This is a genomic window from Tunturiibacter lichenicola, from assembly GCF_051013355.1.
Classification (GTDB): Bacteria; Acidobacteriota; Terriglobia; order Terriglobales; family Acidobacteriaceae; genus Edaphobacter; species Edaphobacter lichenicola_F.
On the sequence record NZ_CP132944.1, the window covers coordinates 2,398,898 to 2,425,482 of the forward strand.

21 protein-coding genes are annotated in these 26,585 nt (G+C 57.5%); 15 read left to right on the forward strand and 6 right to left on the reverse strand.

Translation table 11 applies throughout. The annotated features are described in order from the left end of the window. Positions 1 to 61: 61 nt before the first annotated feature. From RBB82_RS10340 to purK, 10 genes are all read left to right on the forward strand, one after another. Positions 62 to 4,693 carry an SGNH/GDSL hydrolase family protein gene (locus RBB82_RS10340; RefSeq protein ID WP_433975047.1) on the forward strand — a complete coding sequence of 1,544 codons (4,632 nt, stop codon included), beginning with the start codon at positions 62 to 64 and terminating at the stop codon, positions 4,691 to 4,693. 75 nt (positions 4,694 to 4,768) lie between these two features. After that, on the forward strand, positions 4,769 to 6,274 hold the full coding sequence (locus tag RBB82_RS10345) for a terminase (protein WP_433975048.1): 1,506 nt from the start codon (positions 4,769 to 4,771) through the stop codon (positions 6,272 to 6,274). 141 nt (positions 6,275 to 6,415) lie between these two features. Beyond that, a complete protein-coding gene (locus RBB82_RS10350) occupies positions 6,416 to 7,291 on the forward strand; it encodes a HipA family kinase (protein ID WP_433975362.1) in 876 nt (291 codons plus the stop codon). 95 nt (positions 7,292 to 7,386) lie between these two features. Continuing rightward, the gene (locus tag RBB82_RS10355) at positions 7,387 to 8,223 is read left to right on the forward strand and encodes a DUF3037 domain-containing protein (RefSeq protein WP_433975049.1); all 837 of its coding nucleotides are present in this window, start codon (positions 7,387 to 7,389) and stop codon (positions 8,221 to 8,223) included. 206 nt (positions 8,224 to 8,429) lie between these two features. Then, the gene (locus RBB82_RS10360) at positions 8,430 to 9,671 is read left to right on the forward strand and encodes a phage portal protein (protein WP_433975050.1); all 1,242 of its coding nucleotides are present in this window, start codon (positions 8,430 to 8,432) and stop codon (positions 9,669 to 9,671) included. Continuing rightward, on the forward strand, positions 9,668 to 11,986 hold the full coding sequence (locus tag RBB82_RS10365; RefSeq protein ID WP_433975051.1) for a hypothetical protein: 2,319 nt from the start codon (positions 9,668 to 9,670) through the stop codon (positions 11,984 to 11,986). The genes RBB82_RS10360 and RBB82_RS10365 overlap by 4 nt, the downstream gene beginning before the upstream one ends. Before the next feature lie 18 nt (positions 11,987 to 12,004). Further along, positions 12,005 to 12,220, forward strand: coding sequence for a hypothetical protein (locus tag RBB82_RS10370; protein WP_433975052.1), 216 nt, complete (start codon positions 12,005 to 12,007; stop codon positions 12,218 to 12,220). Between the two features lie 20 nt (positions 12,221 to 12,240). Then, the gene (locus RBB82_RS10375) at positions 12,241 to 12,498 is read left to right on the forward strand and encodes a hypothetical protein (protein WP_433975053.1); all 258 of its coding nucleotides are present in this window, start codon (positions 12,241 to 12,243) and stop codon (positions 12,496 to 12,498) included. A 90-nt stretch (positions 12,499 to 12,588) separates the two neighbouring features. After that, the gene (gene purE / locus RBB82_RS10380; protein ID WP_433975054.1) at positions 12,589 to 13,065 is read left to right on the forward strand and encodes a 5-(carboxyamino)imidazole ribonucleotide mutase; all 477 of its coding nucleotides are present in this window, start codon (positions 12,589 to 12,591) and stop codon (positions 13,063 to 13,065) included. Further along, positions 13,062 to 14,240, forward strand: a complete 1,179-nt coding sequence (gene purK, locus RBB82_RS10385) for a 5-(carboxyamino)imidazole ribonucleotide synthase (RefSeq protein ID WP_433975055.1) — start codon at positions 13,062 to 13,064, stop codon at positions 14,238 to 14,240. Before purE ends, purK begins: the two co-directional genes overlap by 4 nt. A gap of 71 nt (positions 14,241 to 14,311) precedes the next feature. Here purK and RBB82_RS10390 read toward each other — a convergent pair whose 3' ends face one another. The 3 genes from RBB82_RS10390 to lpdA form a co-directional block, all read right to left on the reverse strand. Next, positions 14,312 to 15,934 carry a 2-oxo acid dehydrogenase subunit E2 gene (locus RBB82_RS10390; RefSeq protein ID WP_433975056.1) on the reverse strand — a complete coding sequence of 541 codons (1,623 nt, stop codon included), beginning with the start codon at positions 15,932 to 15,934 and terminating at the stop codon, positions 14,312 to 14,314. Between the two features lie 176 nt (positions 15,935 to 16,110). Continuing rightward, positions 16,111 to 16,836 (reverse strand): lipoyl(octanoyl) transferase LipB, encoded by a 726-nt coding sequence (gene lipB, locus RBB82_RS10395; protein WP_433975057.1) that lies wholly within the window; start codon positions 16,834 to 16,836, stop codon positions 16,111 to 16,113. A 79-nt stretch (positions 16,837 to 16,915) separates the two neighbouring features. Then, positions 16,916 to 18,334, reverse strand: coding sequence for a dihydrolipoyl dehydrogenase (gene lpdA, locus RBB82_RS10400; RefSeq protein ID WP_433975058.1), 1,419 nt, complete (start codon positions 18,332 to 18,334; stop codon positions 16,916 to 16,918). 142 nt (positions 18,335 to 18,476) lie between these two features. Between lpdA and RBB82_RS10405 the strand changes: the two genes are divergently transcribed. The 3 genes from RBB82_RS10405 (at position 18,477) to RBB82_RS10415 (ending at position 20,684) form a co-directional block, all read left to right on the forward strand. Then, the gene (locus tag RBB82_RS10405; protein WP_433975059.1) at positions 18,477 to 18,695 is read left to right on the forward strand and encodes a hypothetical protein; all 219 of its coding nucleotides are present in this window, start codon (positions 18,477 to 18,479) and stop codon (positions 18,693 to 18,695) included. 26 nt (positions 18,696 to 18,721) lie between these two features. Continuing rightward, positions 18,722 to 19,561 carry a hypothetical protein gene (locus RBB82_RS10410; protein ID WP_433975060.1) on the forward strand — a complete coding sequence of 280 codons (840 nt, stop codon included), beginning with the start codon at positions 18,722 to 18,724 and terminating at the stop codon, positions 19,559 to 19,561. A gap of 118 nt (positions 19,562 to 19,679) precedes the next feature. After that, on the forward strand, positions 19,680 to 20,684 hold the full coding sequence (locus RBB82_RS10415; protein WP_433975061.1) for a nucleoside hydrolase: 1,005 nt from the start codon (positions 19,680 to 19,682) through the stop codon (positions 20,682 to 20,684). A gap of 23 nt (positions 20,685 to 20,707) precedes the next feature. Here RBB82_RS10415 and hemB read toward each other — a convergent pair whose 3' ends face one another. Then, positions 20,708 to 21,697, reverse strand: a complete 990-nt coding sequence (gene hemB / locus RBB82_RS10420) for a porphobilinogen synthase (RefSeq protein ID WP_433975062.1) — start codon at positions 21,695 to 21,697, stop codon at positions 20,708 to 20,710. A gap of 22 nt (positions 21,698 to 21,719) precedes the next feature. After that, positions 21,720 to 22,253: a zinc ribbon domain-containing protein gene (locus tag RBB82_RS10425; RefSeq protein ID WP_433975063.1), complete on the reverse strand. Its 534-nt coding sequence runs from the start codon at positions 22,251 to 22,253 to the stop codon at positions 21,720 to 21,722. A gap of 95 nt (positions 22,254 to 22,348) precedes the next feature. On the opposite strand from RBB82_RS10425, the gene RBB82_RS10430 reads away from it, so the two are divergent. Then, positions 22,349 to 24,832 (forward strand): endonuclease MutS2, encoded by a 2,484-nt coding sequence (locus tag RBB82_RS10430; protein WP_433975064.1) that lies wholly within the window; start codon positions 22,349 to 22,351, stop codon positions 24,830 to 24,832. A gap of 26 nt (positions 24,833 to 24,858) precedes the next feature. On the opposite strand, the gene RBB82_RS10435 is transcribed toward RBB82_RS10430, so the two are convergent. After that, on the reverse strand, positions 24,859 to 25,734 hold the full coding sequence (locus tag RBB82_RS10435; protein WP_433975066.1) for an aldo/keto reductase: 876 nt from the start codon (positions 25,732 to 25,734) through the stop codon (positions 24,859 to 24,861). Between the two features lie 426 nt (positions 25,735 to 26,160). Between RBB82_RS10435 and RBB82_RS10440 the strand changes: the two genes are divergently transcribed. After that, the gene (locus RBB82_RS10440) at positions 26,161 to 26,547 is read left to right on the forward strand and encodes a carboxypeptidase regulatory-like domain-containing protein (RefSeq protein WP_433975067.1); all 387 of its coding nucleotides are present in this window, start codon (positions 26,161 to 26,163) and stop codon (positions 26,545 to 26,547) included. Positions 26,548 to 26,585 lie beyond the last annotated feature (38 nt).

Here is a 26,585-nt window from a genome sequence, read left to right on the forward strand (position 1 = left end):
AGTTTGCAGGGGGTTGGGATCCGTGCGTTGTGAACGAGTGGGTATGGGAACGAGGAGAACGATGATGCATTGGAAGGCTAGAGGATGGACGCTGATCGGAATGCTGCTGCTGGTTATTCCGGGAGCGATGACAGTGATGAAGGTGGCCGCAGCGATGCAGACCGTCTCAACTGGAACAATTGCTACGACGCAGATTACAGATACGGTTTTCCTGGGCGATGGCACGCCGGCAACGGGAACTGTGATTGTAAGCTGGCAGGCGTTTACCACCGCGAGCGGAGAGTCTGTGCCGAGTGGCAGCACGTCGGCTACGATTACGGCGGGCGCTCTGAGTCTGCAGTTGATTCCGAATTCCGGATCGACGCCGATGGGAACTTATTACACGGCGATTTATCACCTGAGTGACGGGAGCGTGAGCCGGCAGTTCTGGGTTGTTCCTGTAAGTCAGGTTCCCGTACAGGTGAGTGCGATCGAGAGCACAGTGTTGCCGACGGCTGTCGCGATGCAGACTGTGAGCAAGAGCTATGTGGACACGGCGATTGCCGCAGCGGTGACGGGACACCCTCTGGATAGTTCGAATCCTTTTGTTGAGAAGACGGGGGACACGATGACCGGGCCTCTGGTGTTACCAGCAGACCCAACGACTCCGAATCAAGCCGCAGATAAGCACTATGTCGATGTGAACGTGGCTAGTGTGGCGGCGGGATCGGGGCAGAAGGTTTCACTGTTGCCTGCGACGTCGCAGGTGGTGGCGCAGCCCGTGGGTACCGAGCTGCAGGTCAACATTCTGAATGGTGAGGAGTATGCGAGCCAGTATGTGAGCGGAGTGGGCGGAAACGGTATCGCGAATGCCGTGACCAGTACGGACTGCGCGAGCGGCTGCGACGTGAAGGTGGACCGCAGCTATTCGGCACCTGAAATCTACAGGTCAACTACGTGGAATAGTGGCACAGGTCTTGCTGGGGGTACCCACGTTGAGGACGATCGGAACGGACAGCGGCGGGACGTCTACATGAATCCGACCTCTTCACTCCAGAATGGCGAAGACGCGGGACAGGTCGTCGATGTGAGTTCAACACGGAGTTCAGCAGCCGAAGTGGCAGCGGGAGGATCGGGCGAACCTTCCTCGTTTGCACTGATGATCAAACATCAAGGGCTGACAGGCGGGTCGAACTTGTTCGCCCAGTCGCTTGGGAGCGTGCCTTACTTCAAGACGAACTACAACGCCATGAATGTGACAGGCACCTACAACACGTTGGGCCAGCACCTACTCGATTCTCAGGTGATCGATTGCTATGGGGTTGGCGATTGCCTGATTGGATCGCAGTTCATTGTCTCGTCGGGTGGATTTCGTGATGAGGCTGACGAGGGGGCGCATCCGTTCGACCTGCAATTTCAGGAAGACTCGAATGTCTTTCAAGGAACGTGCAGCCTGGGCTGCACGCCGGGATCGACAGTCGTGACAGTTGCGACGACCTCTGGTGTTGGGACACAGGGTGAGGGGCGATACCTGATCGACAAAAATCCGGCAAAGGTGATTACGAACGGCAGTCTGACTGGTGGGACGGGCCAGGTTAGTGGAGTTCCCAGTGCAGGTGCAACGTTCAGCGGGACGAATTTTCCTGTGAGCGTGTTTCTCGCTACGGCTCAGTTGATTCCTTCGCAGGCCAAGAATACTGCTCCGGGAATTGTGACGTTTGCGATCGCAACGAGTGGGGTGACTGCTGGATTCGCGACGAATACGGCGGCAGTTCCGAGTCCAAGCGGCGTGGCGTGCGTTGCGGACCCGCCTGTCAGCACGAACCCGCATAACTACGAGATGGCGAAGTATTCGGTCGTCGATGGTACCCACCTGCAGATGACTTTGAACAAGCCGCACCGTGCAGGGGCGACAGTTGCGTTTGGTGGATTGTGCGGGTATGGGTTGGAGCAGACTGTAGACACTGTGGGATCAATTCGCCAGATATTTCCGGTGATTGGGTCTTATTCTTCAGCCGGACTTTACTATGCGGGAGGGCTGGCTGCGATTGTCGGAGTGCAGTCGAACACCAGTTCGTTTGTTAATCTGACGGGGCAGATCACTGCGATCGCACGAAATAACGGGGTGGTCACGGTTACGACTGCGGGGGCGCTGCCGGTGGATGTGAATGGTTTGACCATGACCATCTCGGGCGTTGCGGACCAGAGTTACAACGGTAGCTTTGTGGTGACTTCAACAGCATCGAATGCGCTGACGTATGCGCAGGCGGGAGCGAACAGTACAAGTTCAGGCGGTACTGTGTCGAAGCTTACGGGCGGATACGTTCTGTATCCGATGGCGGAAGTTCTAGGAGTCTTCGATACGGCGACAAATAGTGTCGATGGTCAATTGACGCTTGCGCCGAACACGGTGGCCTGGAGCGCTACCGATGCGGTGGAGGAGCCACACTACTATCAACAGCAGATTGCGGGCGATATCTCGTTTGTCGGACAGGTTACGCCGCGACCGACGGTTTCGCAGACATCTGGATTTCAATACCAGGAGAACGTTGGGCCAGGCATGACCGGTTGGACGATCTCAAACACTGTCCCGGCGACGAGCTACTTTGGCAATGGTGGTACGCATACTGCACCGTTTGCTGCGTATTCAGCAACAGGCGTCTGGCAGCGAACGATGGATATGCAAGCGGGGCAACAGAGTGTGTTCTCGGTTCACTGCAACTCGCATGGTTGCGGCAAGTGGAACTCGGGCTACGACCTGTTTGAACTGGACAGTGCGGCGAGCGTTGACACATTGAACTTTCAACCGACGACGAGCACGCTGCAGATGAGTATGCGTGGTACGAGTTATCAGTTCAGCCCGCAGGCGTTCACAGCTGGAACGATCAATGCTGGAACAGTGAATGCGACAACGTTGAATGGTGCAGTGGGCGCGTCGCAGCTTCCCTTGTTTGTTGCATCGGGGAGCGGACATGCTCGGGGTGCGGTGCCTGATCCTGGCGCGACTGCTGGGACGACGCGCTATCTGCGAGAGGATGGGACATGGGCGGTTCCGGCAGGTTCGGGTTCGGGCGGACAGTCGGTTGGGTCTTCGTTTCCGAGTGGAGCGACACCGATTGCGGGAGCGACGGCCGACTATAACTTTCTCCAAGGCACCGGTTCTGTTCTGACAGACATTAGCGGGAACGGGAACAACGGCACGCTGGGTTCAGGAGCTAGTGCGCCGGTGTGGGTGAATGGCGGGTTGAGCTTCAGTCTTCCGGAGGATGTGAGTCTGCCTGCGACACTGAACAACACGCGGACTTTTTACCTGGCGTTTTATCTGAATCCCTTACCGACGAATGCGGCGCAGTTCGTTCCGCAGAGTTTTCCAATGCTGGTGGGAAGCTCTTTGGGAAATACGGGGGTGAATATTATTACGAGCAGCAGCCAGGATCAAGGGACACTCCCCGCATTTGCTCCTGGAACGGTTGCAAATGGCAACTACAGCAGTATGTCCAGCTTGTTTATTTCAGGCTTCAACATATTGACGGTCACGCTGGGCAACGGAATGAGCGGGGATGTGGATCGTTTTTACATCAACGGAGTTGAAGTTCCCTATGTGTTCCAACAGGGGTCTTTCGGGGCCCAGGGTTCTGGAAACTTCCTGCTTGGCGCACCGAATACCGGCTTCTTTAGCGGGTCGGGCTTTAACGGGATTTTCTACCGCGCGGTGTTTTCGGCAACAGAAGATAGTCCGGCTACGGTGCAGGGCAACTATCAGAAGATTCTGAATGACATCAACTCCCGTTCTGTTCCGGTGACGCCGGTACCGGTGGTGCAGGTGAGTCCTCGGTTGTTTGCGGTAGGGGATTCGATTACGTATGGACTCGGTACTGCGAATCCGGCGACGCAGGCATGGCCGTTCAACCTGGCGTTGACGAATCAGCCGAGCTATCAAGTTGTCGACATGGGGTTGACGGGGGTGAGCTTTGGCGCGATTGCGGGGTCTGAGCCGAACAGAGTGGGCACGCTTTGCAGCACGATCAACGGACCTTCGATAGCTATTGGGTTCGCGGGAACGAACGACCTTGCGTCGTCTGCAACGCCGGAGACTGTGTTCGGGCGGTTGTCGAGCTGGGTTCAGACGGTGAAGAAGGCGGGCTGCAGGGCATTTGTGGGAACAATGATCTCGCGTACTGGTCTGGACGCTCCGAAGGATTCTTACGATGCGTTGATGCTGCAGAATGCGCAGAGGGTTGGCGCGGATGGCGTGATTGACTTTGCTGCGAACCCGCTGCTCGGTGCAGATGGAGCCAATACGAACGCGACCTACTTTCAAGGGGATCATACGCATCCGACGGCAGCCGGGCAGCTGTTGCTTGCTTCGGAGGCCAGTAATGCACTGAACTACTACTTCGGCTCTACGGCAGCGAACCCGAATGTGGTTTCGACAACGAGCTATGCGATGCAGGCTGGAGATGGGTATATCACGGCCACTCCGACTGCAAACCAGACGCTGACGCTGCCGGATTGCACGGGGCAGAGCGGGGCGGTGTATACGGTGGCGAATCTGCAATCTGCGTTTACGGTGAGTATCGTTGCGGGGAGTTCGTCGCAGTTGATCAACGGGCTTTCGGTGGGGACGGTGGTAAAGGTTCCTTCGAATGGATCATTGAGCTTCCGCGATGTGCCGAATCCTAAGACGGTATCGGGTTGTCACTGGGAGATGTAGAGGTTGAACGTGGGTGCGGCTTCGTTCTTGGTAAGGATGAGGTCGCGCCTGCGTTGTGATTGGTTGGGGGATGGAATGGTTGAGGCTCCGATGGATGTAGAGGAGCTGCTGATGCTGGGGAAGTATATGGAGTTGCAGCCAGCAGCTTTGAGGCAGGTGGCTGAGGGTTTGTTGAAGGTTCGGGATCGTGAGGGCGTGGAGAGGCCGCTGCGGGCGAATGCGGTGCAGAGGGAGTTTGAACGGAGGCGCGGGCGGCAGAACATTGTGCTGAAGGCTCGGCAAATGGGGATTACGACCTGGGTGGCGGGGCGATTTTTTCTGAAGACGATTACGGGTCGCGGTGTGATGACGGTGCAGGTGGCGCAGACGAGAGAGGCTGCAGAGGGGATCTTTCGGATGGTGCAGCGGTTCTGGGAGTGTCTGCCGGTTGAGCTGCGTGAGGGACCGTTGCGGCGGAGTCGAGCGAATGTGGGGCAGATGTGCTTTCCGGGGTTGGATAGCGAGTTTCGCGTGGTGAGTGCCGCGGACGAGAGCGCGGGACGTGGGTTGACGGTGCAGTATCTGCACTGCAGCGAGGTGAGCCGATGGCCGGGAGATGCAGCGGCGACACTTGCTGGATTGCGGGCAGCGCTGGCTCCAGGGGGCGAGATGGTGATGGAGTCGACACCGAATGGGGCTTATGGCTGCTTCTATGAGGAGTGGGGGCGAGGCGTTGAGCCGGGTGTTGGCGGGTCAGACTGTCAAGGTGACGATGAGGTGGTTCGACACTTTTTCCCGTGGTGGATGGAAGAGGCTTATGTAGGAGCGCCGGTGAGCGATCTGCGGGAGGATGAGCGGAGGGTAGTGCTGGCGCATGGTTTGACGGCGGAACAGATTGGGTTTCGGCGGGGGCTGGAGGCGAGCTATCGGGGGCTGCGGTCGCAGGAGTTTGCAGAGGATGCGGAGAGCTGCTTCAAGGCTACGGGTGAATGTTGCTTTGAGGTTGCGGCGGTGGAGGCTCGGCTGGTTGAGTTGGGAGAGCCTGTGGAGACGCGGCGTGGAGGCACTCTGCAGGTTTGGTTGCCGCCGATTGCCGGAAAGGAGTATCTGGTTGGCGTGGATACCGCCGGCGGTGGTGCCGATGGCGATTTTGCTGCGGTGCAGGTGATCGAGATGAGTTCGGGTATGCAGTGCGCGGAGTTGCAGCAGAGGTTGGGGACGCTGGAGCTGGCGAGGGTGTCGGCGGAGCTGGCAAGGGAGTATGGCGGGGCGACGATTGCGGTGGAGAGGAATAATCATGGAGCTGGCGTGCTTGCTTATTTGGATAGCGTGGAGCGGTATTCGCGAGTGTATGAGCAGACAGGTGTTGCTGGATGGTTGACTACGGCGGGTTCCAAGCCTGGGATGGTGAGCCGGATGGGGGCTCTCTTGGTTGAGTCGCCCTGGATGTTTTTTAGTCGGCGGTTGCTTGGAGAGTGTCGGACGTTTGTTGCGATGGCTGGGGGTAGGACTGGCGCGGTGAATGGTGCGCACGATGACTGTTTGATGGCGATGGCGATTGCGCAGGCGGTGCGCGCTGAGTTTGTTTTGAAGACGCGGTAAGGATCTGTCCTGCCGGACGGGCCCACTGCGCGTGGGGCGGGCGTTTCACGCCTTTTTACCTTGTCGGGGTGATGTGGGCGGCTTAGGTCCTCGCGTTGCTTGGGCCTGCTCGGTGGGACAGGGGTTATTCTGTTGCGAGGGGTGTTGGGCTTGGCGGTATTGGCAGTGCAGGCGATCAGAAGGATGCGGGGCGGGGCGCAAAGTCAGCTGATGCTGGGGGCGGATGGGAAGCTGTGGGTAGTGAAGTTTCAAAATAATCCGCAGGATCTGCGAGTGCTTGCTAACGAGTTGATCGCGACACGGCTGGCGGCGGCGGTAGGGTTGACGGTGCCGGTGAGCGATGTCGTCGAGGTGACCGAATGGCTGGTGTCGAATACGCTGGATATGTTTGTGGAGCTGCCGCGGGGGCAGAGGCAGAGATATACAGCGGGTCTGCAGTTTGGGTCGCAGTTTGTAGGTGGGCTGATGCCGGGGCAGGTGGTGGACTATCTGCCGGAGCAGCAACTGGATGAGGTAAGGAACCTGGCGGAGTTTGCTGGGATGCTATGTATCGATAAATGGGCGGGTAACTGCAACGGGCGGCAGGCGGTGTTTGAGAAGAAGCCTAGAGAGCGGAAGTATCGGGCGACGTTTATCGATCAGGGTTTTTGTTTTAACGCAGGGGAATGGACGTTTCCGGACTCCCCTCTGCGTGGTGTGTATCAGAGGAATCAGGTGTATGCGCGGGTGACGGGGTGGGAGAGTTTTGAACCCTGGCTTAGCCGGGTGGAAGCGATACAGCCTGAGACGCTGTGGGAGATTGCGGAGGCAGTGCCGCCGGAGTGGTATGGCGGGGATACAGCCGTGATCGAGCGGTTGATGGAGCAGATGTTGAGGCGGCGGTCGCGGGTAAGGGAGTTGATCGGGGAGTTTCGGGATTCGAATCGCGGGCCATTCCCGATGTGGGAGTCGGGGAACAGAAGTGTGGTACCACGGCAGTTTGCAGATGTGAGTGGAGTGGGAAAATTTGTAATGTGAGAGAGTCGCTGTCGGTCTGCAGACTTTAGGTGGAGATATCGAACGGCTTTCGAGATTAAGAGCTCAAGGTTTGGGTTTGAGTTGGAGATAGATGGTTGGCTGAGCGGGTCCAATGCGAGTTCTTCCTGATTCGGTATGTGCCGGATGTGGTGAAGGGCGAGTTTGCGAATATCGGGGTGCTGCTGCGAGAGGCAGGGCGGGCCGATAGTGCGGTGGTGCGCTTTACGCGGGACTGGGCTCGGGTGAAGTGCATGGATGCGGACGCGGATATCGGTTTGCTGGAGGCGCTGGAGGGAGAGATTGGCGCTCGGCTGCGCACTGTGGGCAAGGATGCTCCGGGGATTAAACCAGTGATGGAGATTCTTGAGGATACGCTGGCGAACTCGGTGCAAATGACCGAGGTGCGGGCGTGCCTGGCGGAGAGTCTGCCGGCAGAGATTGAGCAGTTGATGAAGATGTATGTGGAGCCGTTGAAGGTAAAGACGGAGCGGAAGAGAACGGGCCGAGCGGCGATCGCGGGGGCGATGCGCACGGAGTTTGAGCGGGCCGGGGTTTGGGGATTGATGCGGAAGAGGATTGCGGCTTCGTTGTATACGCGGTCGGGTGATCCGATGAAGATTGATTGTGGGTATAGGCCGAATGGGGTGATTCGGATGTTTCAAGCGGTATCGCTGGAGGGAGATGTGGAGGCGGCGAAGGGGTTGGCCTATTCGGCTCCGCAGTTGATGGAGGGCGTGCAGAGGGTGGAGTCGGCGCGTCTTGAGTTGACCGCGATTGTGGAACCGCTGCGGGCGGTTTCGGATACGGAAGACGAGGCGATGGAGCGGTATCGGTTTGGTGTGGAAGCGATGGAGCGGCAGGAGATTCGGGTGGTGACGTTGAACGATCTGGCTCGGGTGGCAGAGACGGCGAGGGTGGAGTTGCGGGTTTGAGAGAGGCGATTTCAAAGTGTTTCGTCGATGTTGTGGAGTATGTCACTCCGGACGAATGCGGGGGTTCTTCGCTTCGCTCAGAATGACAACATCTTTTTGCGATAGCATCAGCGTCGGCTTAGAAGTTGATGTTTGATTTTCAGAGGCATGGCCCAGGGGCTGTGCCTTTTTCTTTTTGCACCAGATACGGAAAGAGAGAGGGAAGCATGGGCGTTCGGACGGTAGTGAGGGATGTTTGGCAGCGGTTGGCAGGAGTTGATGGAGCGGCCGGGGACGCAACGATGGGAGAGCGGAAGACAGCGATGCTGCCTGCGATCTTCAGCCCCTACAGACCTGCCGGGCGGCCAGGGCAGAACGCTTTGCCGAAGCCTACGGCGGCGAATCTGCGGAAATTTGCTGAGACACCGGTGGTGCGTCGGGCAATCAATGTGGTGAAGGACAAGATCGCGAGCATGGACTGGCAGGTGAAGGTAAGGCGTGGCTACTTCGGCGTGACGGTGGAGGATGCGGAGGTGCGGATGAGAGTGCTGCGGCAGTGCCTTGAAGAGCCGAATGCGTCGGACAGTTTTCGGGTGCTTTGGGAGCAGGTGCTGGAGGATCTGCTGGTTGGAGGTTTTGGTGCAGTCGAGATGGAGTCAACTGGTGATCCTGAGCGACCGTTTCATCTTTGGGCTGTAGATGGAGCTACGATCCAGATCGATGCAAAGTGGGATGGCGATCCCAACAAGCCTCGTTATGCGCAGGCGACGGGGCAGATGGGGAAAGATGCGCTGGTGCCTCTGCTGGATAACGAACTGATGTACGTGCGGCTTAATCCACGCTCGTATACACCGTTCGGTCTGGGTCGGCTGGAGGTTGCGTTTGAGACGGTGAATCAGTATTTGAGTGCGAGCCGGTATGCGGGAAAGCTAGCCAGCAATTCGGTAGCGCAGTATGCGATCTGGTTGAACGATGCCACTCCCGAGGAACATGACCGGCTGATTCGCTGGTGGCAGGATGAGATTGAAGGCACGGGGCGCGTTCCATTTTTGAGCTGTGAGCAGAAGCCGGAGGTTATCCCGTTTGCGGGTGGCACGGATGCCGATCTGCGATTGCAGTGGCAGGAGGCGCTTATTCGCATGATTGCGAATGCGTTCGATCTGCCGCCGATGATGCTGGGACTGGAGAGCGACGTGAACCAGTCGACTGCAGGAGAGATGGCGGATGAGGCATTTCAGAGCGCGATTGTTCCTGTGGCGAAGTTGATTGCAGAGCACATTACGCGTGATCTGTTTGCAAAGAAGCTTGGTTGGCGCGAGTTCGAGTTCTGCTTCAACGACCTAGAGAGCAGGGACGAGATGGAGGAGCTGCAGATTCAGACGACGCTGCTGCAGGCTGGAGTGTTGACAGTAGACGAGGTGCGAGCCATGCGGGGGCTGGGCCGTGTAGAAGGGGCGGTAACGCAATGAACATAACGATCGACAATCTGGATGGTGCGGGGGCGGTGGACTATAGCGCCGCGCTATGCGCCGATGGACCATTGAAGATCTCGCGTACGCTGAATGCTCCGTCTGTAGGCAGTGGCATGTTGGATGTGAGCGATGCCGCTGTCTCTGTGCCGGTGCGGCGTGGCCGCGTTGTTGTCACAGCGGCGAATGGAACGGTTTTGTTTACCGGCTACATTGCGACGGATCCGGAGGCTGTGTACGCGGGCACCGGATTGAAGGGGCCGGTGTATCGCTATGCGTTCAGCGCTGTGAGCGATGAGTGGCTGCTGGATAAGCAGGCAGTTCCGCTGAGCGGAGCTGGGCTGGCGCAGAGTGGGGGACAGTTGCTGACGACTTCGCTCAATCGCGTGGACGCAAGACTGTTTACGACGGCCGGTGTGATGAATGGTTTGTCGGTTGGAGTATTTGAACCATCGCAGGCCACTAGCTGGTCGGAGAATGCGGGTGCCGTTGCGAGTGCGACGTATGCCGCATATCGCGTGCTGGATGGCGCTGTGGGCCTGCAGCCGGCAGGCGCAGTGACTCATGCGTTGAGCGATGGAGACGGGACGTTGCAGGTAGCAGCATTGAAGACGACGGCGGTGAAAGAGTTAGCCAACGATGTCACGGTGAGCGGAGCGATGGAGCCGGCGGCGTACGTTATCGAGACGTTTGCTGGAGATGGGACGACAACGGTATTTCAACTGTCAGAGGATCCGTTTCGTCCGAAGAAGACGGCCACCTCTGCTCAATTTTTGACGGACAGCTTCAATGAAGCAGAGCTGGATACGCAGATCTGGCAGGTCAACGATTCGGCGGCACACCTTGGGTTGAGCTCTGCCGGGTTGACGATGACTGGAGGCAATGGATTCGACGGGCAGACGACGCTGACTGCGATCGACCAGTTGGAGTTGGGAGGAACACTCGTCATTGAGGCTGGCAGTCTGCAGTTGGGTGGGGCAAGCGCCGGCGTCGTGTGCGGGCTGTACGCGGGAACGACGGAGAGCGCGAACTGCTTCGCGGGCTATAACGTGCGGCAGAGTGGCGGAGCGACTGTGGTGGTTCCGTTTGTGAAGGGAGCAGAGGTTGGAACGGTCTTCACGATGTTGCAAGGGCATACCTACACGCTGCGGATTCGGCTGCATTGCGTGGAGATGCAGCGAGTGTTGCAGAGCTACTACGCGATGGTAGACGGTGCTGTGCAGGCCTTCGGTGGCGGCCTGGTGGGGGCACCAATGAGCGTGGTGTTTGAGCTGCAGGATCTGGGGTTGGCTTCGAATACGCCGGCGACAGTGCTCTACGACGGGAGTGTGGTGACATCGCCGGCCACATGCAGCTTTGTGGCAGTGAATAGCGTGCAGCTGTTTGGGTCGATGGGTTTCTGCAGGATAACGCAGACAGGCTCGGCCTGGGTGGTGAGCACGTTGCCGAGTGGTGTGAAGATGACGCGCCTGATTGGTGTGACCGGGGAGGGTGTGGACTGCACAGTGTCTGCAGCAGGTAAGGTTACTTTTTTTGCAGGTAGGGTTCCTGTGGCTGGCGAACTTGTAACGGTGACGTATCGAAATCAGCTAAGAGCTGTGGCTCGGCTGGAAGATGCAGCGAGTGTAGCGGCGGAGGCCGCGGGTGGGATGCCTGGTACCGCGCAGTGGCTGGGGAAGGTGCTGAAGCCAGAGGCACGGAGTTCGGTGGACTGCGAGAGTGCCGCATCGGCAGTGCTAAGTTTTTCGTCGAGTCGCGCGGCTGCGGTTGCGGGCACGTATGCCGCTGTGAATCCGGCGGATGTGTGGCCAGGAGATGTACTCGCTATGACGAGTGCTGGACAGACAATGAGCGTTGTTGTGCGGAGCGTGGAGATTCTCGATGGGATGGGGTCCCCGGAGACGCTGACATACAAGATGGCATTTGCGAACGACTGGGCCGAGGGGTTGGGAATGACGTTGTCCGAGGCAATTGCGGCCGATGCTTTGCTGCCAGAGACGGCGTTGAGTGCTCCCGGTCACGTGCTAACGAACTTGCAGCAGTTGCAAGTGGTGAGCGCGACGGGGACTACGCTTCAGGTGGATTCAGGAACAGCTCCGCCTGCGGGTGGCGGCTTTGAAGTGAGGCGGAGGGATGGCGATTTTGGTCCGGGGGTTGATCAGGACCTGGTTCTGAGGAGTCCTGTGCGGAGCTTTTCGATTCCGCGCGAAGGACAGATAGAACACTACTACGTGCGAATGTATGACGGATCGATACCGCCGATCTATTCGCGATTTTCAAGTGGGGTATTTACAGATTTGCCGGTGAGTGAGTAACGGCGAAAGGAGGAGGAGATGACAGAGTTCGAAGGGCAGGTATTAGCGGATTTGAGTGTGCTGAAGAGCCAGATGAAACAGCTGATGGGAATTGGGCAGCCGGGGAGATTGACGCAGCTGGAGGATAGGGTGGAGCAGCATGAGCGCAGCGTGCAACGGATCAAGGGGCTGATTGGAGCTGGCGGTGCGCTGCTGGCGATGTTTCATTTGGCAGTTGATTATTTTCGGCGGTAGATGGGATTTGAGGAGACGGTATGAATTTTCTAAAGGTATTTTTGCGGTCGATTGCGTTAATTCCTGGGGTGGTTCAAGGGACGGAGGCGCTGTTTGGCGCTGAGTCTGGAGAGCAGAAGAAGAAGGCAGCGGTGGAGATCGTTGGGGCGGCGATCGACATAGCGGACGCTGTGACGATGAAGCATATTGCCGATTCGGAGCAGTTTACCCGTGGATTGAGTATGACGATTGACGGTGTGGTGATGTGCCTGAACGCGAGTTTGTGGGCGAAGCACTAGCAGTGCGGATGCGGGCGCGGCGTACATGGGAAACCGTATAATCGGGCCATGGACGCCGAGGCGCAGGGCAGTGTTTTAGTTGGAGTTGTGATGGGAAGCCGCAATGATTATGCGGTTATGCGAGGGGCCGTTGAGGTGCTTCAGGAGTTTGGCGTGACGCATGAGGTGAAGGTGGTTTCGGCTCACCGGACGCCTGATCTGTTATTTGAATATGCGGACGCTGCGGTTGACCGTGGACTGCGAATCATCATCGCGGGCGCGGGTGGTGCTGCACATCTGCCCGGAATGATTGCCGCGAAGACGGTGGTGCCTGTGTTGGGTGTACCGATACCCGCGACTGCATTGCAGGGGATGGATTCTCTTTTGAGTATCGTGCAGATGCCGAAGGGCATTCCCGTAGGGACGCTGGCAATTGGTGCGTCTGGCGCAACGAACGCCGGGCTGCTGGCCGTTGCGATGCTGGCAACTACAGATGCGAATTTGCGGGAGAAGCTGGTGGGCTGGCGCGCGGCACGGCGCGATGAGGTTTTGGCGCAGACGGTCGGGGAAGATGAGGTTGACGCGTGAGCTCTGGTTCTTCGGTAGCGAAGCCAATTCTGCCAGGTGCGACGATTGGAATCTTTGGCGGAGGCCAGTTGGGCCGGATGACGGCCATGGCAGCTCGGGGTATGGGGTATCGGATCATGGTGCTCGATCCAGACCCGGCCTGTCCGGCGCGATTTGTGGTGGATGGATGCATTGAAGCGGGTTGGGACGATTCGCGCGAGGCTGCGAATCTTGCGCGTGGATGCGATGTTGTTACTTTGGAGATTGAACAGATTTCGCCGGCAAGCATGGAGGCCGCAGCTAGCTACGCACCGGTGCGGCCGGGTGGGGCGATGTTAGCGGTGATTCAAGACAGGATCGAACAGAAAGATTGGCTTCGGCGAAACGGGTTCCCTGTGGGTGAGTATCGGGCGGTGAGATCGCTCGGTGAGCTGCGTGACGCGGTGACTGCGTTGGGCGGAAGATGCTTCTGCAAAAGCGCTACAGGCGGCTACGACGGACGAGGCCAGGGGAAGGTGGGATTTGTCGCTGGTGCTTCCGTCGAGGATGAAGTCAGAGGCGCGTGGGAGGCGCTGGGTGAAAGAGCCGGCGTGGCGGAGAAGGCAGTGGATTTGGAGAAGGAGATCTCTGTGCTGGTGGCGCGTGCTCCGAGTGGTGAGGTGAAGGTTTATCCGGCTGCGTTGAATCATCATGAGGAGCAGATTCTGGCATGGAGTGTTATTCCTGCTACGATTTCGTCGGCGATGATGGAAGAAGCGCGTGTGATTGCCGAGTCGATTGCAGATACGTTTCAGCTGGAGGGTGTGCTGGCGGTGGAGATGTTCTGCACGAAGGATGGGAAGCTGCTGGTGAATGAGCTGGCACCCCGGCCGCACAATAGTTACCACGCAAGTGTGAGGGCTTGTGTGACGGGGCAGTTTGAGCAACTGGTGCGGGCGGTATGCGATCTGCCATTGGGCGATGTGGATCTAGTGCAGCCTGCGGCTATTGCCAATCTGCTAGGAGATTTATGGCTTAAAGATGGGAAGGCCGTCGAGCCTCGCTTTGACGCGGCGCTGGCAATTCCTGGCGTGAGATTGCATTTATATGAGAAGCACAAACCGCGTAAAGGTAGGAAGATGGGGCATCTTTCGGCTGTGGGCGCTACGGCGGATGAAGCTGTAGAGTTGGTCCTGCGGGCGAAGGCTTTACTGTAAGGTTCGAACAGAAGAAAAAAGCGACAGACGTTGGTTCAAGTCTGTCGCTTTTTTTTGATTCTTGAGTTTACCTAGCCGATGTCTTCGGACCAGTTCTCGAGATACGCTTTGAAGTCGGACATGAATTTGCCGGCGTCGGCGCCGTCGACGATACGGTGATCGAAGCCCAAGGTGAAGCGCTGGATCGAGCGGATCGCTATGGAGTCGTTGCCATCCTTGTCCGTGATGACTTCGGCTTCCTTGTTCAGGCCGCCAATGCCAAGAATTGCGCTCTGCGGCTGGTTGATGATGGGGGTTCCGAACTGCTCGCCGAAGATGCCGGAGTTAGTAAGGGTGAAAGTGCCTCCGGAGATCTCGTCCGGGGCGAGTTTTTTGTTGCGGGCGCGGTCTGCTACATCCACGATGCCACGTGCAATTCCGAGGAAGTTCTTCTCTTCGGTCTGCTTCAAGACGGGGACGATAAGGCCCCAGTCGAGTGCTACGGCGATTCCGATGTTGATGTTCTTGTTATAGCGGATGGCATCGCCTTCGATGGCGCCGTTGACGACGGGATGCTTCCTCAACGCGACGATTGCGGCGCGAGTGATGAAGGGCATGTAGGTGAGTTTTACGCCGTTGCGCTGCTCGTACTTCGACTTTTCTTTTTCGCGGAGCTTTACAATGCGCGTCATATCCACTTTGAAGACGGTGTGGACGTGTGGGCTGGTGCGCTTGGACTCGACCATGCGCTGCGCGATGATGGAGCGCATCTTGGTCATGGGAACGAGCTCGCCCGGTTGTGGCTGAGGAGCGGCTGGTTTGGCAGCGGCTGGTGCAGGTGAGGCTGCGGGAGTGGCTGAAACCGCTGCGACAGGCTTTGGCCCTTGCTCAAGATGGCTGACGATGTCCGTTTTGGTGATGCGGCCTGAAGCTCCTGTGCCGGGAACCTGCGATAGATCAACGTTATTGTCCTTCGCGATCTTGCGCACGAGCGGTGACGAGCGGACACGTTCGCCCGCGGCGGTTGAGGCCGCAGCTACTGGAGCAGGTGTAGCAGCGGGAGGTGTGGAGGCAGCGGGGGCTGCGGCAGCAGGAGCTGCGGATTTGCCTGCGGCTCCGCCAATTACGGCGACAACCGTGTTGATCGTGACAGTGGCGCCCTCCTGAACCTTGATCTCGGAGAGGACACCAGCGATTGGGGATGGAATCTCTGCGTCGACCTTGTCGGTCGAGATCTCGAAGATAGGTTCGTCGCGCTGGACGGTATCACCTATCTTTTTGAGCCACTTGGTGATGGTGCCTTCGGTGATGGATTCGCCCATTTGTGGCATGAGCACATCGGTGCCTGGGCCAGCAGCGGCTGGAGGATTGTTTTGAGCAGCAGAGGCAGTATTCGCTGCGGCCGGCGTGGCGGAGTTTGCGCCAGGGGCAGAGGCGGTTTCGGCTTTTGCCGTAGGCGTCGCGGGTGATGCAGAGCCGGACTCATCGATGCTGCAGACAACCGTGTTGATCTGGACAGTGGTGCCTTCGGATATCTTGATCTCTTTCAAGGTGCCGGCGGCGGGTGAAGGGATTTCGGCATCGACCTTGTCGGTCGAGATCTCGAAGAGTGGCTCGTCGCGCTGAATGGCATCGCCCGGCTTCTTAAGCCACTTTGTGATGGTGCCTTCGGTGATTGATTCGCCCATCTGGGGCATAACTACGTCAGTCGGCATGAATATCTCTCTTCTCCCCTAGAGTTCAGGTACGGCATACGGGTATCGGCGGGTGATTTCGCCTCATGTCGGCCCGGTCCGCGATCGGGCACACGCAAATGGGATTATACGGCGGCAGTGCGCTTGTTGGCTGTATGGTGCGGTTAGCGAACAACCGTCGAAAGTCGTGCCCAGCGTTACGCATGGGCTGCAAGCATCTGGTCGATGGATTCACACCAGAGGATCTGCCGCTCAAAGATGCGGCCGAAGTTTCGTGCAACGGAGTTGATCGCTGACTCCATTGTCGGCTGGCGGTCGGAGTCGGCCTCCAGCTCAAGACTGGTTACTTGGCGATCAGTGATGCCGCAGGGGACAATCCATTCAAAGTCACGCAGATCAGTGGTTACGTTCAGTGCGAATCCGTGCGAGGTAACTCCCTGCGAGACGTGGACGCCGATTGCCGCGATTTTTTTTTCCTGAATACTACCGCCGGCCATTGTCCAGACCCCGGTTAGTTTGCTGATTCGCTGTGTCATCACGCCGAAGTCCCCACAGGTGCGGATCAGCACCTCTTCGAGCAAGCGAACATAGTCGACCGGGCCGAGATGAGGGCCTTTTTTGCCGGGCAGGTCGCCTCGGAGGTCGATGATGGGGTATCCGACGAGCTGTCCCGGGCCGTGATAGGTCACGTCACCGCCACGGTTGATCTCGTGGAGCTCGACTCCACGTTGCGCCAGGAGATCGCCACTGGCCAGGACGTTGGATCGGTGGGCGTTGCGGCCGAGGGTCAGGACGGGCGGATGTTCGAGTAGCAGGAGTGTATCGGCGACGAGATTTTGCTTTCGAGCAGAGATGATCAGCTGCTGAATCGAAAGTGCTTCGGTGTAGGGTACGCGGCCGAGATGGAGAAGGTTGATGTGCATGTAAAAACTTTTTTTGCTTCACGAGGAGAAGAAAACAGCCGAGCCTCTTGGCCCGGCTGTTTCTCATCAGTTCGAGACGCTAGACGTTGACCGCCATGCCTTCGACGCTGGAGAAGCCGTCAAGCAGGGCCTCAGCTACCGTCGGGTGAGCGTGGATGGTGAACATCATCTCCTCAATCGTTGCTTCGAGTTCGATGGCGGTGACGGCTTCCGCGATGATCTCCGTCGCGGTAGTTCCAATGATATGAACGCCAAGGACTTCGCCATGCTTCGCGTCTGAGACAACTTTCACGAAGCCATCATGCGCATCGAGAATTGTTGCCTTCGAGTTGCCGACGAACGGGAACTTGCCGACCTTCACCTGGAAACCCTTCTCCTTCGCCTGGGCTTCGGTGAGGCCAACGCTGGCGATCTGTGGATCGCAGTAGGTACACCCGGGAATGCGGGTACGATTAACAGGCTTGGCGTACTTGCCCGCGATTCTGGCGGCAACAACAAGACCCGCCATGCTGCCAACATGCGCCAACTGCGGTAGGCCAGCAACGATGTCGCCGATTGCGTAGATGCCCGGCTCGGTCGTCTCCATCCATTCATTGGTCACGATAAAGCCGCGGTCAGGTGTGATCTTCACCTTGTCCAGGCCTACGTCGTAGGTTCGCGGTGCGCGTCCAACAGCGACCAGAACCTTCTCTGCCTGCTTGGTATCGCCTGTGCCGTCGGCTTTAGTGAAGTGAACCAGGACGCCGTCCTTGTTTTTTTCGAATTTGTCGACCTTTGCTCCCAGATGCACATCAATTCCGCGCTTCTTGAAGAGGCGCAACAGCTCCTTGCTAACGTCCTCATCTTCTGCCGGAACCATACGCGGCAGTGCTTCAAGGATCGTTACCTCTGCGCCAAAGCTCTTGAAGATCGAGGCAAACTCAACTCCAACCGCTCCCGAACCCACAACGACCAAAGACTTCGGCGCATCGTCGATCTTCAGGATCTCGTAGTTGGTGAGAATGGTCGTGTCAGCCGTGTAACCCGGCAGCATGCGGGCATCCGAGCCCGTTGCCAGCACAACTTTCTTTGCCTTGATGGTGTCGGTTTTGCCATCGGCTGTCTTTACCTCGATGGTGTGAATACCGTCTTTCGCAGGGCCGGTGAGACGGCCATAACCCTTGATGGCATTGATCTTGTTCTTCTTCATCAGGAAGTCAAGACCCTTGGTGTGGCGCGAGATTACGTCGTCCTTGCGCGCCAATACGTTCTTCCAATTCAGCTTCGGCGCGGCGACGTCAATGCCGTACCGATCGGCATGCTTCAGGTGATCCCAGAGTTCGGCTGAGAACAGCATCGACTTGGTCGGAATGCATCCCCAGAGCAGGCACGTCCCGCCCAGACGGTCGTTTGCATCGATCAGCGCTGCCTTTAGTCCATATTGCGAAGCGCGAATCGCGCAGGTATATCCGGCGGGCCCGCCGCCAAGCACTACTACATCAAAGATCGTATCTGCCAAGGGAACACTCCATTCAGGTAAACCAACACCCACCATCTTATTCGATTCGCTAGCTACTTTTTAGATTCCGGGCCGCGAGAATCGACAATTGACCTTGACAACTGCGTCATAATAGAACCTGTGGGAAAGATGTGGAGAACCAATGGTTAGCGATGTAGCAGAGCTTACCCGGACGCTTCGCAAGACGACTTCGGCCACAAATGGCCAGGGTTTCGGGGGAGAACTGCGTTCAGGCCTGCGATCCAGACTGCGCGAGGTCAGCGAACAGATCAAGGCCGATCTCAACCGAACCGGTCAGTCCATCTTCACCGATGAGAATGGCAACCGCTACCTCATCCAGCGCGAGCCAGGCACCCCTTGATTGCACTCGTTGCCGGGTTCCTTTTGGTGGCATATCTACTGGCTCCAGGGGCGATCTACCGGCTTACCTTCTCCTTCTATATCTCCAGCAAGCGGTTTCAACGCACCCGGACGGAAGAGATCGTCTTCTCTGTTCTCGTCACGATTATTCCCTTTCTGCTTACATGGATTCTGCTGCTCCATACCCCTGTCGGCGGATATCCTGCCATTCATGGCGCAATTGGAAAGCGCGAAGCCTATAGCGCCCTCCTCTCCTCTCTACTCTCCGACACCGTTCATGGCTCGCCGGCCCTCCTCTCCGCCTACCTTCGTGCGACCGCGGAGCAAGCGCGTTTCATCGGTCTTCTCTGGCTTTTCTGCGCGATTGAAGGTTGGCAGACGGGCCGTGTCATCCGCAGCTACGGGGGCTATCCCGATGGCTCGTTTCTTCGGGCCTTCTGCGATCGCTTTTTGCTTAAGAATGTGTCCGAATGGCAGATCCTCTTTACGACGCTCTCCCTCCGATCCGACGACCCGAGAACTGTGGTCGAAATCGATGCTCTCTCGACCCTAAATGTGCTCTATCGTGGCCGCCTTGTGAACTGGTTCACCGACCAGGACGGCAAGCTCGAAGGCGTCTTCCTCGTCAATGCTCAACGCTTTCGCCGCGACCAGATCGCTCGTGATCGCGACGCCAACATTTTGAAAGACAGTGAAGAGTACTGGAAGCCAGTTCCCGGCTCGAACCTGTATCTTGCGGCCAGCAGCCTCGCTAACTACAACATCCGCTATGTTGAACCCACCGACCTGGAGTTCGTTGAGCAGGAGCTGGGCGAAGGAGTCGTCATTACGCCTCTCCCGCGTAGTGAAGTCTCATCACCGGAGTAACAAGCAATAACGATCCAGCTTGGATAAATACGGATTAGTGTGAACTGAAGGCGCGATAGTATGCCCTGTGGAAGCTTGCGCCTGAGTTTCATTTTCTAATTAGTGGAGATGCCTCGTCATGATGCTGCGAAGAAGTTTTACCGCTCTCCAGATCGCGCTCCTGTTCTGCCTGATCGTTACACCTGTGTCGTCCTTCGCACAGTCAGCGCACGAATCTCGGGTCATCATCGATACTGACATCGGCGACGACATCGACGATGTCTTTGCTGTTGATCTTGCACTCATCAGCCCGGAGACTCATGTCGTCGGTATCTCCGCCGCGTGGGGTGACACCGCTCTCCGTGCGCGCATGCTGGATCGACTGACCTGTGAGTTTGGACGGGAAGATATCCCAGTCCTGATCGGGCCCGAGACCGCAACCAAAACTACCTTCTCACAAAAACCCTGGGCCATGCAGGGGATCGCTCGTTCACATGGCGATGCCGTCGGCTTTCTACTTGATCAGATCGAGAAGTATCCGGGAGAAATAACTCTCCTTGCGCTTGGGCCGCTCACTAATGTCGGCGCTGCCATCGACCGCGACCCCGCCACCTTCCGCAAACTAAAACGTGTCGTGATAATGGGTGGATCTGTTTATCTTGGGTACGGTGACCTCGGCTACGCGCCTCCGCACGGACCGGATGCTGAATACAACATCGCCATGGATCCTCCGGCAGCTCAAAAGCTCTTTCGTTCAGGCGTTCCTATCTTCATGATGCCGCTGGACTCGACCCAGCTCAAATTCGATGAGACGAAGCGTGCTCTGCTTACGACGGTCAGCACGCCCATGACCGACAGTTTGCAGGTGCTAACGGCAGAATGGCAACGGAGTACGGGGCAAAGCGCTCCCACCATGTTTGACGCAGTCGCCGTTGCTTATGCCATCGACCCATCGACCTGCCCGGCAACTCCTCTTCATATCGAAGTCGATGACAAAGGCTTCACTCGCGTTACACCGGGCGCTCCAAATGTTCAGGCGTGCCTGCAGTCGAAAGAAGATGCCTTTCTCAAACTTCTTCTTCCGCGGTTGCTGAATCAGAAGTTAGCAGGCAAACAGGTCTGCACTGTGTTGAGCAGAGAGTAGCCAGCGATGCACTCAGGATGTAGCTAGCCCAGCACCTTCGCCGCATCCTTTGCGAAGTAAGTCACGATGAAATCTGCACCGGCGCGACGGATTGAAAGGAGCGACTCCATCATTGCCCGGTTCGGTTCAAGCCATCCGCGCTGAAACGCCGCATGAAGCATCGAGTATTCACCCGATACCTGATACGCGCCCATCGGCAGATCATATCTTTCCCTTGATGCACGAATGACATCCAGATATGGCATCGCAGGCTTCATCAGCAGCATGTCAGCACCTTCGGCGATGTCCTGATCGATCTCGCGCAGAGCCTCGCGTAGATTCGCGCCATCCATCTGATAGCTCCTTCGATCTCCAAACTGCGGAGCCGAATCAGCCGCCTCGCGGAACGGTCCATAAAAGGCGGATGCAAACTTCGACGCGTAACTCATCACGGGAGTCTGTTCGTGCCCACCTTCATCGAGAGCTTCGCGAATTGCCTCTACACGGCCATCCATCATGTCGGATGGCGCGACTATATCGGCACCGGCCTTTGCGAGCGACGCCGCAGCCTTCGCGATCAATGCAACGCTCGAGTCATTCTCAATCTCGTAGTGATCGCCGTCCCGCGCAACGACGCCGCAGTGTCCGTGCGATGTGTACTCGCACAGACAAACATCCGCAATGGCCACCAGGGAATCAAGGCTGCGATTCTTCTTTATTGCGCGTAGCGCCTGCTGGACGATTCCATCGTCAGTCCACGCTCCCGTAGCCTGCTCGTCTTTCTCCGCAGGCAGACCAAACAGGAGCAGTCCACCTAATCCCAGCGCGGCACAGGACTCCGCTTCCTTTATGGCCTCGTCAATCGATAGATTGAAGACGCCGGGCATTGAGCTGATCTCTTTGCGAACCCCTTCGCCGGGGCAGATAAACAGAGGGTAGATCAGTGCTCCAGGATGGAGGTGGGTCTCGCGAACAAGGGACCGTATCGCCTCGGTTCGGCGTAGACGGCGCAAACGCGTAACTGGGAAGTTCATCCCATTAGTTTACGACCAGCCCTCAGCTTCGGTCAGCGATCGCGTCGTACTCAAGGCCTGAAGTGCTCGGAGCCAACACCCATAGCGTATAAATCCCCAGCGCCGTACCGAAGAGCGGCTTCAGCAGCGTCAAAACCGCCACGATGATGGCGAATGTTCTACCCCAAGGTCTTCGCGTTAGCAGGCTATACCCAACAAACACTGCCAGCCCCGCTGTCACCACCGTGTACGCCGCAACTATAGGCAACAAAGCCCCCGTCCATGGTTGCCCAAAAACGTGTTGATGGTTGAATGGCCAATCATAGGCGAAGCTGTGGAATGCGAAGACTTTCAAGAAGAACATGCCCATCAGGCCGCTGATAACCCGGTAGGCCCCGAAGACACACCAAAGAATCCCCAGCGTTTGTAGATTCCGCTGCACGCGCGGCACCACTGTCGGCACTGGCGGTTGTGGATAAGCCGCATACATCGGCTGGGCAGCGACAACCTGCGCTCCGCATCTTGAACAAAAGTGAACACCATCCACTACAGGAGCACCACATCCCTGACAGACCATCTCACACCTCCAAACACGTAAGGCGCCGGGCCCTGCGCTCACATTGCTACGTACGGGTTCGGTCTACAGTTCCATGCGAGGGTACGATAAAAGAAGTGAATTCACCAGAACTATTGCCGATCATCCCGTCCCCGCTCCATGAATCGAGCGCAGCGTCCCTCGAGTGGCCCCGCCTTCGCGATTACATCGCCGCGCGCACTTTTTCGCCGCTTGGCCGTGCATGGGTGCTTGCGCTCGAACCGTGCGCCGACCTCGTCTGGATCGACCAGCAGCAACAGCGCACCGCCGAGTTGCGCGCCATGCTCACGAGGGGAGGTAGCTTCGAGTTTCGCGGTCTGTTCGATCCCACCGTGCTCCTCGACAAAGCTCGCATCGAAGGCGCCGCATTGGAATCCACGGAGATCCGCGACCTCCTCGTTGTGGTCGAGCGGGTTGCAGCGTGGCGCAACCTCATTGACCCGCCAGCTAATGGCACTCGCTACGAGTGGCCCAGCATCGCATCTCTCTCAGCTCCATTGCTTGATCATGATCTCGCTCCACTCCTCCGGCTTCTGCGTGGCAAGATCGAGCCCGATGGCAGTCTCAACGACGACGCTTCGCCGGAGCTTCGCCGCATTCGCCGCGCGATGGAGCGCCAACATCGCGCCATCGAAGCCAGCCTTCGCAGATCTCTGAAAAGTCTCAGCGAAGGCGGCAGCACGCAAGAAGACCTGGTTACGATCCGCGGAGACCGCTTCGTCATTCCAGTTAAATCTGAGTTCAAACGCAGGGTCCCCGGTGTTATTCATGGATCCTCTTCCTCCGGACAAACCGTCTTCGTGGAGCCTCTTGAGACTATTGAGCAGAACAACGAGCTCGTCCGCTTACTCGACGAAGAACAATCCGAGATTCACCGGATTCTTGTTGCGATGACAGGCGCGCTTGGCCAGCAATCCGTTGCTATTCACGTTGGTTGCTGCATTCTCGCCGAGGTCGAATCTCACGCTGCCCGTGCTCGCTTCGCCGAGAGTCTCAACTGCGTTCGCCCCTCCTTCACGCACGAGCTGTCGCTCACCGCAGCACGTCACCCTCTCCTCGAAATTCGTATGCGAGCCTCGGCGTTGGCAGAAGGCAGCGAACCCAGAAAGCCGGTTCCTCTCACCATCATCCTTCCTTCCGACGCAAAACAGCTGATCATCAGCGGCCCAAATACCGGTGGAAAGACAGTATCACTCAAAACCCTCGGCCTGCTGTCCCTTATGGCTCAAGCCGGCATTCCTGTCCCGGCTGATGAGGCAAAGCTTCCTCTCTTCACAAGCGTCTACGCCGATATCGGCGATGCACAATCCATCGAGCGCGATCTCTCCAGCTTTTCAGCCCACGTCGTTAACCTCGACCGCATCTCTCGCGAGGCCACCGCCGACTCCCTGGTCCTGCTCGATGAGCTTGGCTCTGCGACCGATCCTGAAGAGGGTGCTGCTCTGGCTGTCGCTATCGCAAGTTACTTTCTCAGTCTCAAAGCCTGGTGCTGTATCACGACTCACCTTACGTCGCTGAAGGTCTATGCGGCCAATCATGCCGGCGTGCTCAACGCGGCTGTCGGCTTTGACCAGCAAACCCTCACCCCTACCTACGAGCTGCGCCTTGGCGTGCCGGGAGCTTCAGCGGGTCTCAACATCGCAGAACGTCTTGGCCTGCGCCCGGACATCATTGCCTCGGCCCGCGCACAGATGACAACGCAGACCGCTGATATCGGTGCGTTCCTCGATCAACTGCATGACCAGCTCAGCGCCGCGATCCTCGAACGCGAGACCATGCAGCAGCGAGAGCGCGAGCTATCGCGAGAGAAGGCGCGGGTCGAAGTCGAAGGCCGCGTCGAACAGAAGGCGCGCACCAAAGAACTTGAAGGCAAACTCAACTCCCTCCTCGAAGACTTTGCCTATCAGCTCCGCGAGACTGTCAAATCCATCGACGACAAGGCACTCGCGAAGAAGATCTCGCGCGACTCGGAACTTCGCATGGCCACACTGCGTCGAGAGTTCTCCGAACAGTTCAACTCCACCGTTGTCGCCCACACCAACCGCGCCGATAAAAATGATCCGGCTGCCCAGCCCCATATTCCCAAAGGCATTAAGGTCGGCGATCTCGTTAAACTCAAATCGCTTGGCCGTCAGGCAAGAGTTGATCGCATCATCGACGCAAAGAACTTTGAGGTCTCCATGGGGCCCATGAAGATGCGCGCTGCCATCGACGATATCGCCGAGGTCGAATCGGTCAAAGTCGTTACGCCTCTTGAAGCGGCTCGCAAACGTGGTGGCATCACCGTCGCTACAGCCAACGACGACACCGACTACATGACATCCGAGATCAACGTGATTGGCCGCACCGCCCACGAGGCACAGACTGAGGTCGAGCGCTTCCTTGACCGAGCTTTTCTGGCCGGTCTGCCTCGCATCCGTATCGTGCATGGCACTGGTATGGGTGTTTTGCGCCGCACCCTGCGTGAATATCTTCGCAACCACCCGCACGTCACGACAGTTACTGAGCCACCGCAAAATCAGGGTGGGCAGGGAGCGACTGAGGTCGAGCTGCGCCAGTGATTCCATCAAAAAGGCTGGTGTGATTCTTATGCTGCGGCGATACGTTGCAGGAGATTGTTCTGTTCTTTCTGAGACTCGGCACCGATCGTGAAGGCATCTAAAACGCCTGTGCCCAGGGCATATCGAATCGCCTCAGAGGGCCGGTTGCGAAGATCTCCCTGACCGAGAATCTTCATGCCAACGATCCCTTTTCCTTGAGCGCGCATCTGTTTGATGACGCTGACCACCGTCTCGGGGTCGGCATCCATGTGGGAGCCAATTGGGTTAAGGCGGACGAGATCGATATCGACCCATGAAGATGCGGCTGCCGCTCGTAGTGCTTCAATACTGTGACAGGAGACACCGTGAGCGCGGATGACACCCTTCTGCTTGGCTTCGGATAGAACGTCCATGACACCGCGGTAGCGTGTCGTCCAGTCACTCTCCGTTACGCAATGAATGAGCACAACGTCGATGTGGTCGATGCAGAGTTCTCTCCTGAAACGATCAAGATCGGCACGAACGCCGGCGGCATCGCGCGTGTCAGTTTTAGTTAGAACGGTGACTTTATCGCGTGGGAGTTGCTTGATGGCCGCGGCAACATAGGGGTGGCTGCCGTAGGAGTCCGCAGAGTCAAAGAAGCGCAGGCCATTCTCGTGGTAGCCGTTGAGGAGGAGGTTCGTCAGGGGAGATGTTCCAAGTCGGGTTTGATTGGATCCACCAGCGAACCCCACTGTGCCCGTACCCATCGCTAACCTGCTGGTTCGAATACCTGTTTGGCCGAGAACGACTTCATCCTGAGCAGTGAACTTGTGTGGCAATGGGTCAGGATCGATAAGTGCAGCGCGAGCGACAGCGCTTTTAGCGAGAAAAGCAGCGCCCAAGCTATTGGCCGACCGGCGAAGGAAGTCTCTCCTTAGCATGGTGCGATCTCCTTGCGGGTTATGATACGCCTTCAAAAAACTGAAAGACCCTCCTTCTGCTTCGGGCACCCTAGGTGCAGTCCGGGCATTTGATTAAAACAACGCCGTTGATATCAGATTAAATAGGTCGTATATTGATTTAGCGGACTAATTCTGACGAAGACGTTGCCAAGTGATGACTGCCTTCTTCGGACCAAATGACCTACTTACTTTTGCCAATGCGCCTTTGTGGCGTAGCAGCCGAAATGCGTCTTAAAGGCGAATGACGATGAACCTAATCTTTTCTCAACGCAGCTTTTTCATTTGCTGCGCGACTGTTCTTCTAAGCGTTGCTGTTCCGAGGTCGGAAGCTTACGGCTACGCTGATCAAATCACGGTGAAGACTCCTCGTGTTCTGTGTCACCTTCGGCTTCGTTCGCTGACCTTATGATTCGGGTTACCGATCCGACTGGCGCAGTCGTAGACCGGGCGGAGATCGAAGCTCGTTGTGGGCTAACGGTGGTAAGCGCTATCACGGGTGGCGATGGCAGCGCTGCGATCCATCTGCGCGGTGGTAACTACACTCTTACGTCCAGTGCTCCTGGCTTCGCAGAAAAGACCCTCCAGATTCATCTTCCCCTCGACGCTCCTCTATCGATAAAGATGGACCTGGGCTCTGCTACCGATATCGTCAACGTCTCTGGCGACAGTGGCTTCGTTCCCTATGCGTCGAACGCTGGATCGAAGACCAATGCGCTGCTCATCGAGGTGCCGCAGTCGATCTCGATCGTCAGCGAGCGGGAGAGGGAAGCACGCGAAGTAATTATCGGGTGACTTCTCTCATCGCGACATCATCACGTCGTCAACGGCAG

Excerpts from the sequence above, each read along its gene's own strand:
- RBB82_RS10340 (WP_433975047.1), top strand. The coding sequence starts at position 62 with ATGATGCATTGGAAGGCTAGAGGATGGACGCTGATCGGAATGCTGCTG.
- RBB82_RS10345 (WP_433975048.1), top strand. The coding sequence starts at position 4,769 with ATGGTTGAGGCTCCGATGGATGTAGAGGAGCTGCTGATGCTGGGGAAG.
- RBB82_RS10360 (WP_433975050.1), top strand. The coding sequence starts at position 8,430 with ATGGGCGTTCGGACGGTAGTGAGGGATGTTTGGCAGCGGTTGGCAGGA.
- RBB82_RS10365 (WP_433975051.1), top strand. The coding sequence starts at position 9,668 with ATGAACATAACGATCGACAATCTGGATGGTGCGGGGGCGGTGGACTAT.
- RBB82_RS10370 (WP_433975052.1), top strand. The coding sequence starts at position 12,005 with ATGACAGAGTTCGAAGGGCAGGTATTAGCGGATTTGAGTGTGCTGAAG.
- RBB82_RS10375 (WP_433975053.1), top strand. The coding sequence starts at position 12,241 with ATGAATTTTCTAAAGGTATTTTTGCGGTCGATTGCGTTAATTCCTGGG.
- purE (WP_433975054.1), top strand. The coding sequence starts at position 12,589 with ATGGGAAGCCGCAATGATTATGCGGTTATGCGAGGGGCCGTTGAGGTG.
- RBB82_RS10390 (WP_433975056.1), bottom strand. The coding sequence starts at position 15,934 with ATGCCGACTGACGTAGTTATGCCCCAGATGGGCGAATCAATCACCGAA.
- lipB (WP_433975057.1), bottom strand. The coding sequence starts at position 16,836 with ATGCACATCAACCTTCTCCATCTCGGCCGCGTACCCTACACCGAAGCA.
- RBB82_RS10405 (WP_433975059.1), top strand. The coding sequence starts at position 18,477 with ATGGTTAGCGATGTAGCAGAGCTTACCCGGACGCTTCGCAAGACGACT.
- RBB82_RS10415 (WP_433975061.1), top strand. The coding sequence starts at position 19,680 with ATGATGCTGCGAAGAAGTTTTACCGCTCTCCAGATCGCGCTCCTGTTC.
- hemB (WP_433975062.1), bottom strand. The coding sequence starts at position 21,697 with ATGAACTTCCCAGTTACGCGTTTGCGCCGTCTACGCCGAACCGAGGCG.
- RBB82_RS10425 (WP_433975063.1), bottom strand. The coding sequence starts at position 22,253 with ATGGTCTGTCAGGGATGTGGTGCTCCTGTAGTGGATGGTGTTCACTTT.
- RBB82_RS10435 (WP_433975066.1), bottom strand. The coding sequence starts at position 25,734 with ATGCTAAGGAGAGACTTCCTTCGCCGGTCGGCCAATAGCTTGGGCGCT.
- RBB82_RS10440 (WP_433975067.1), top strand. The coding sequence starts at position 26,161 with ATGATTCGGGTTACCGATCCGACTGGCGCAGTCGTAGACCGGGCGGAG.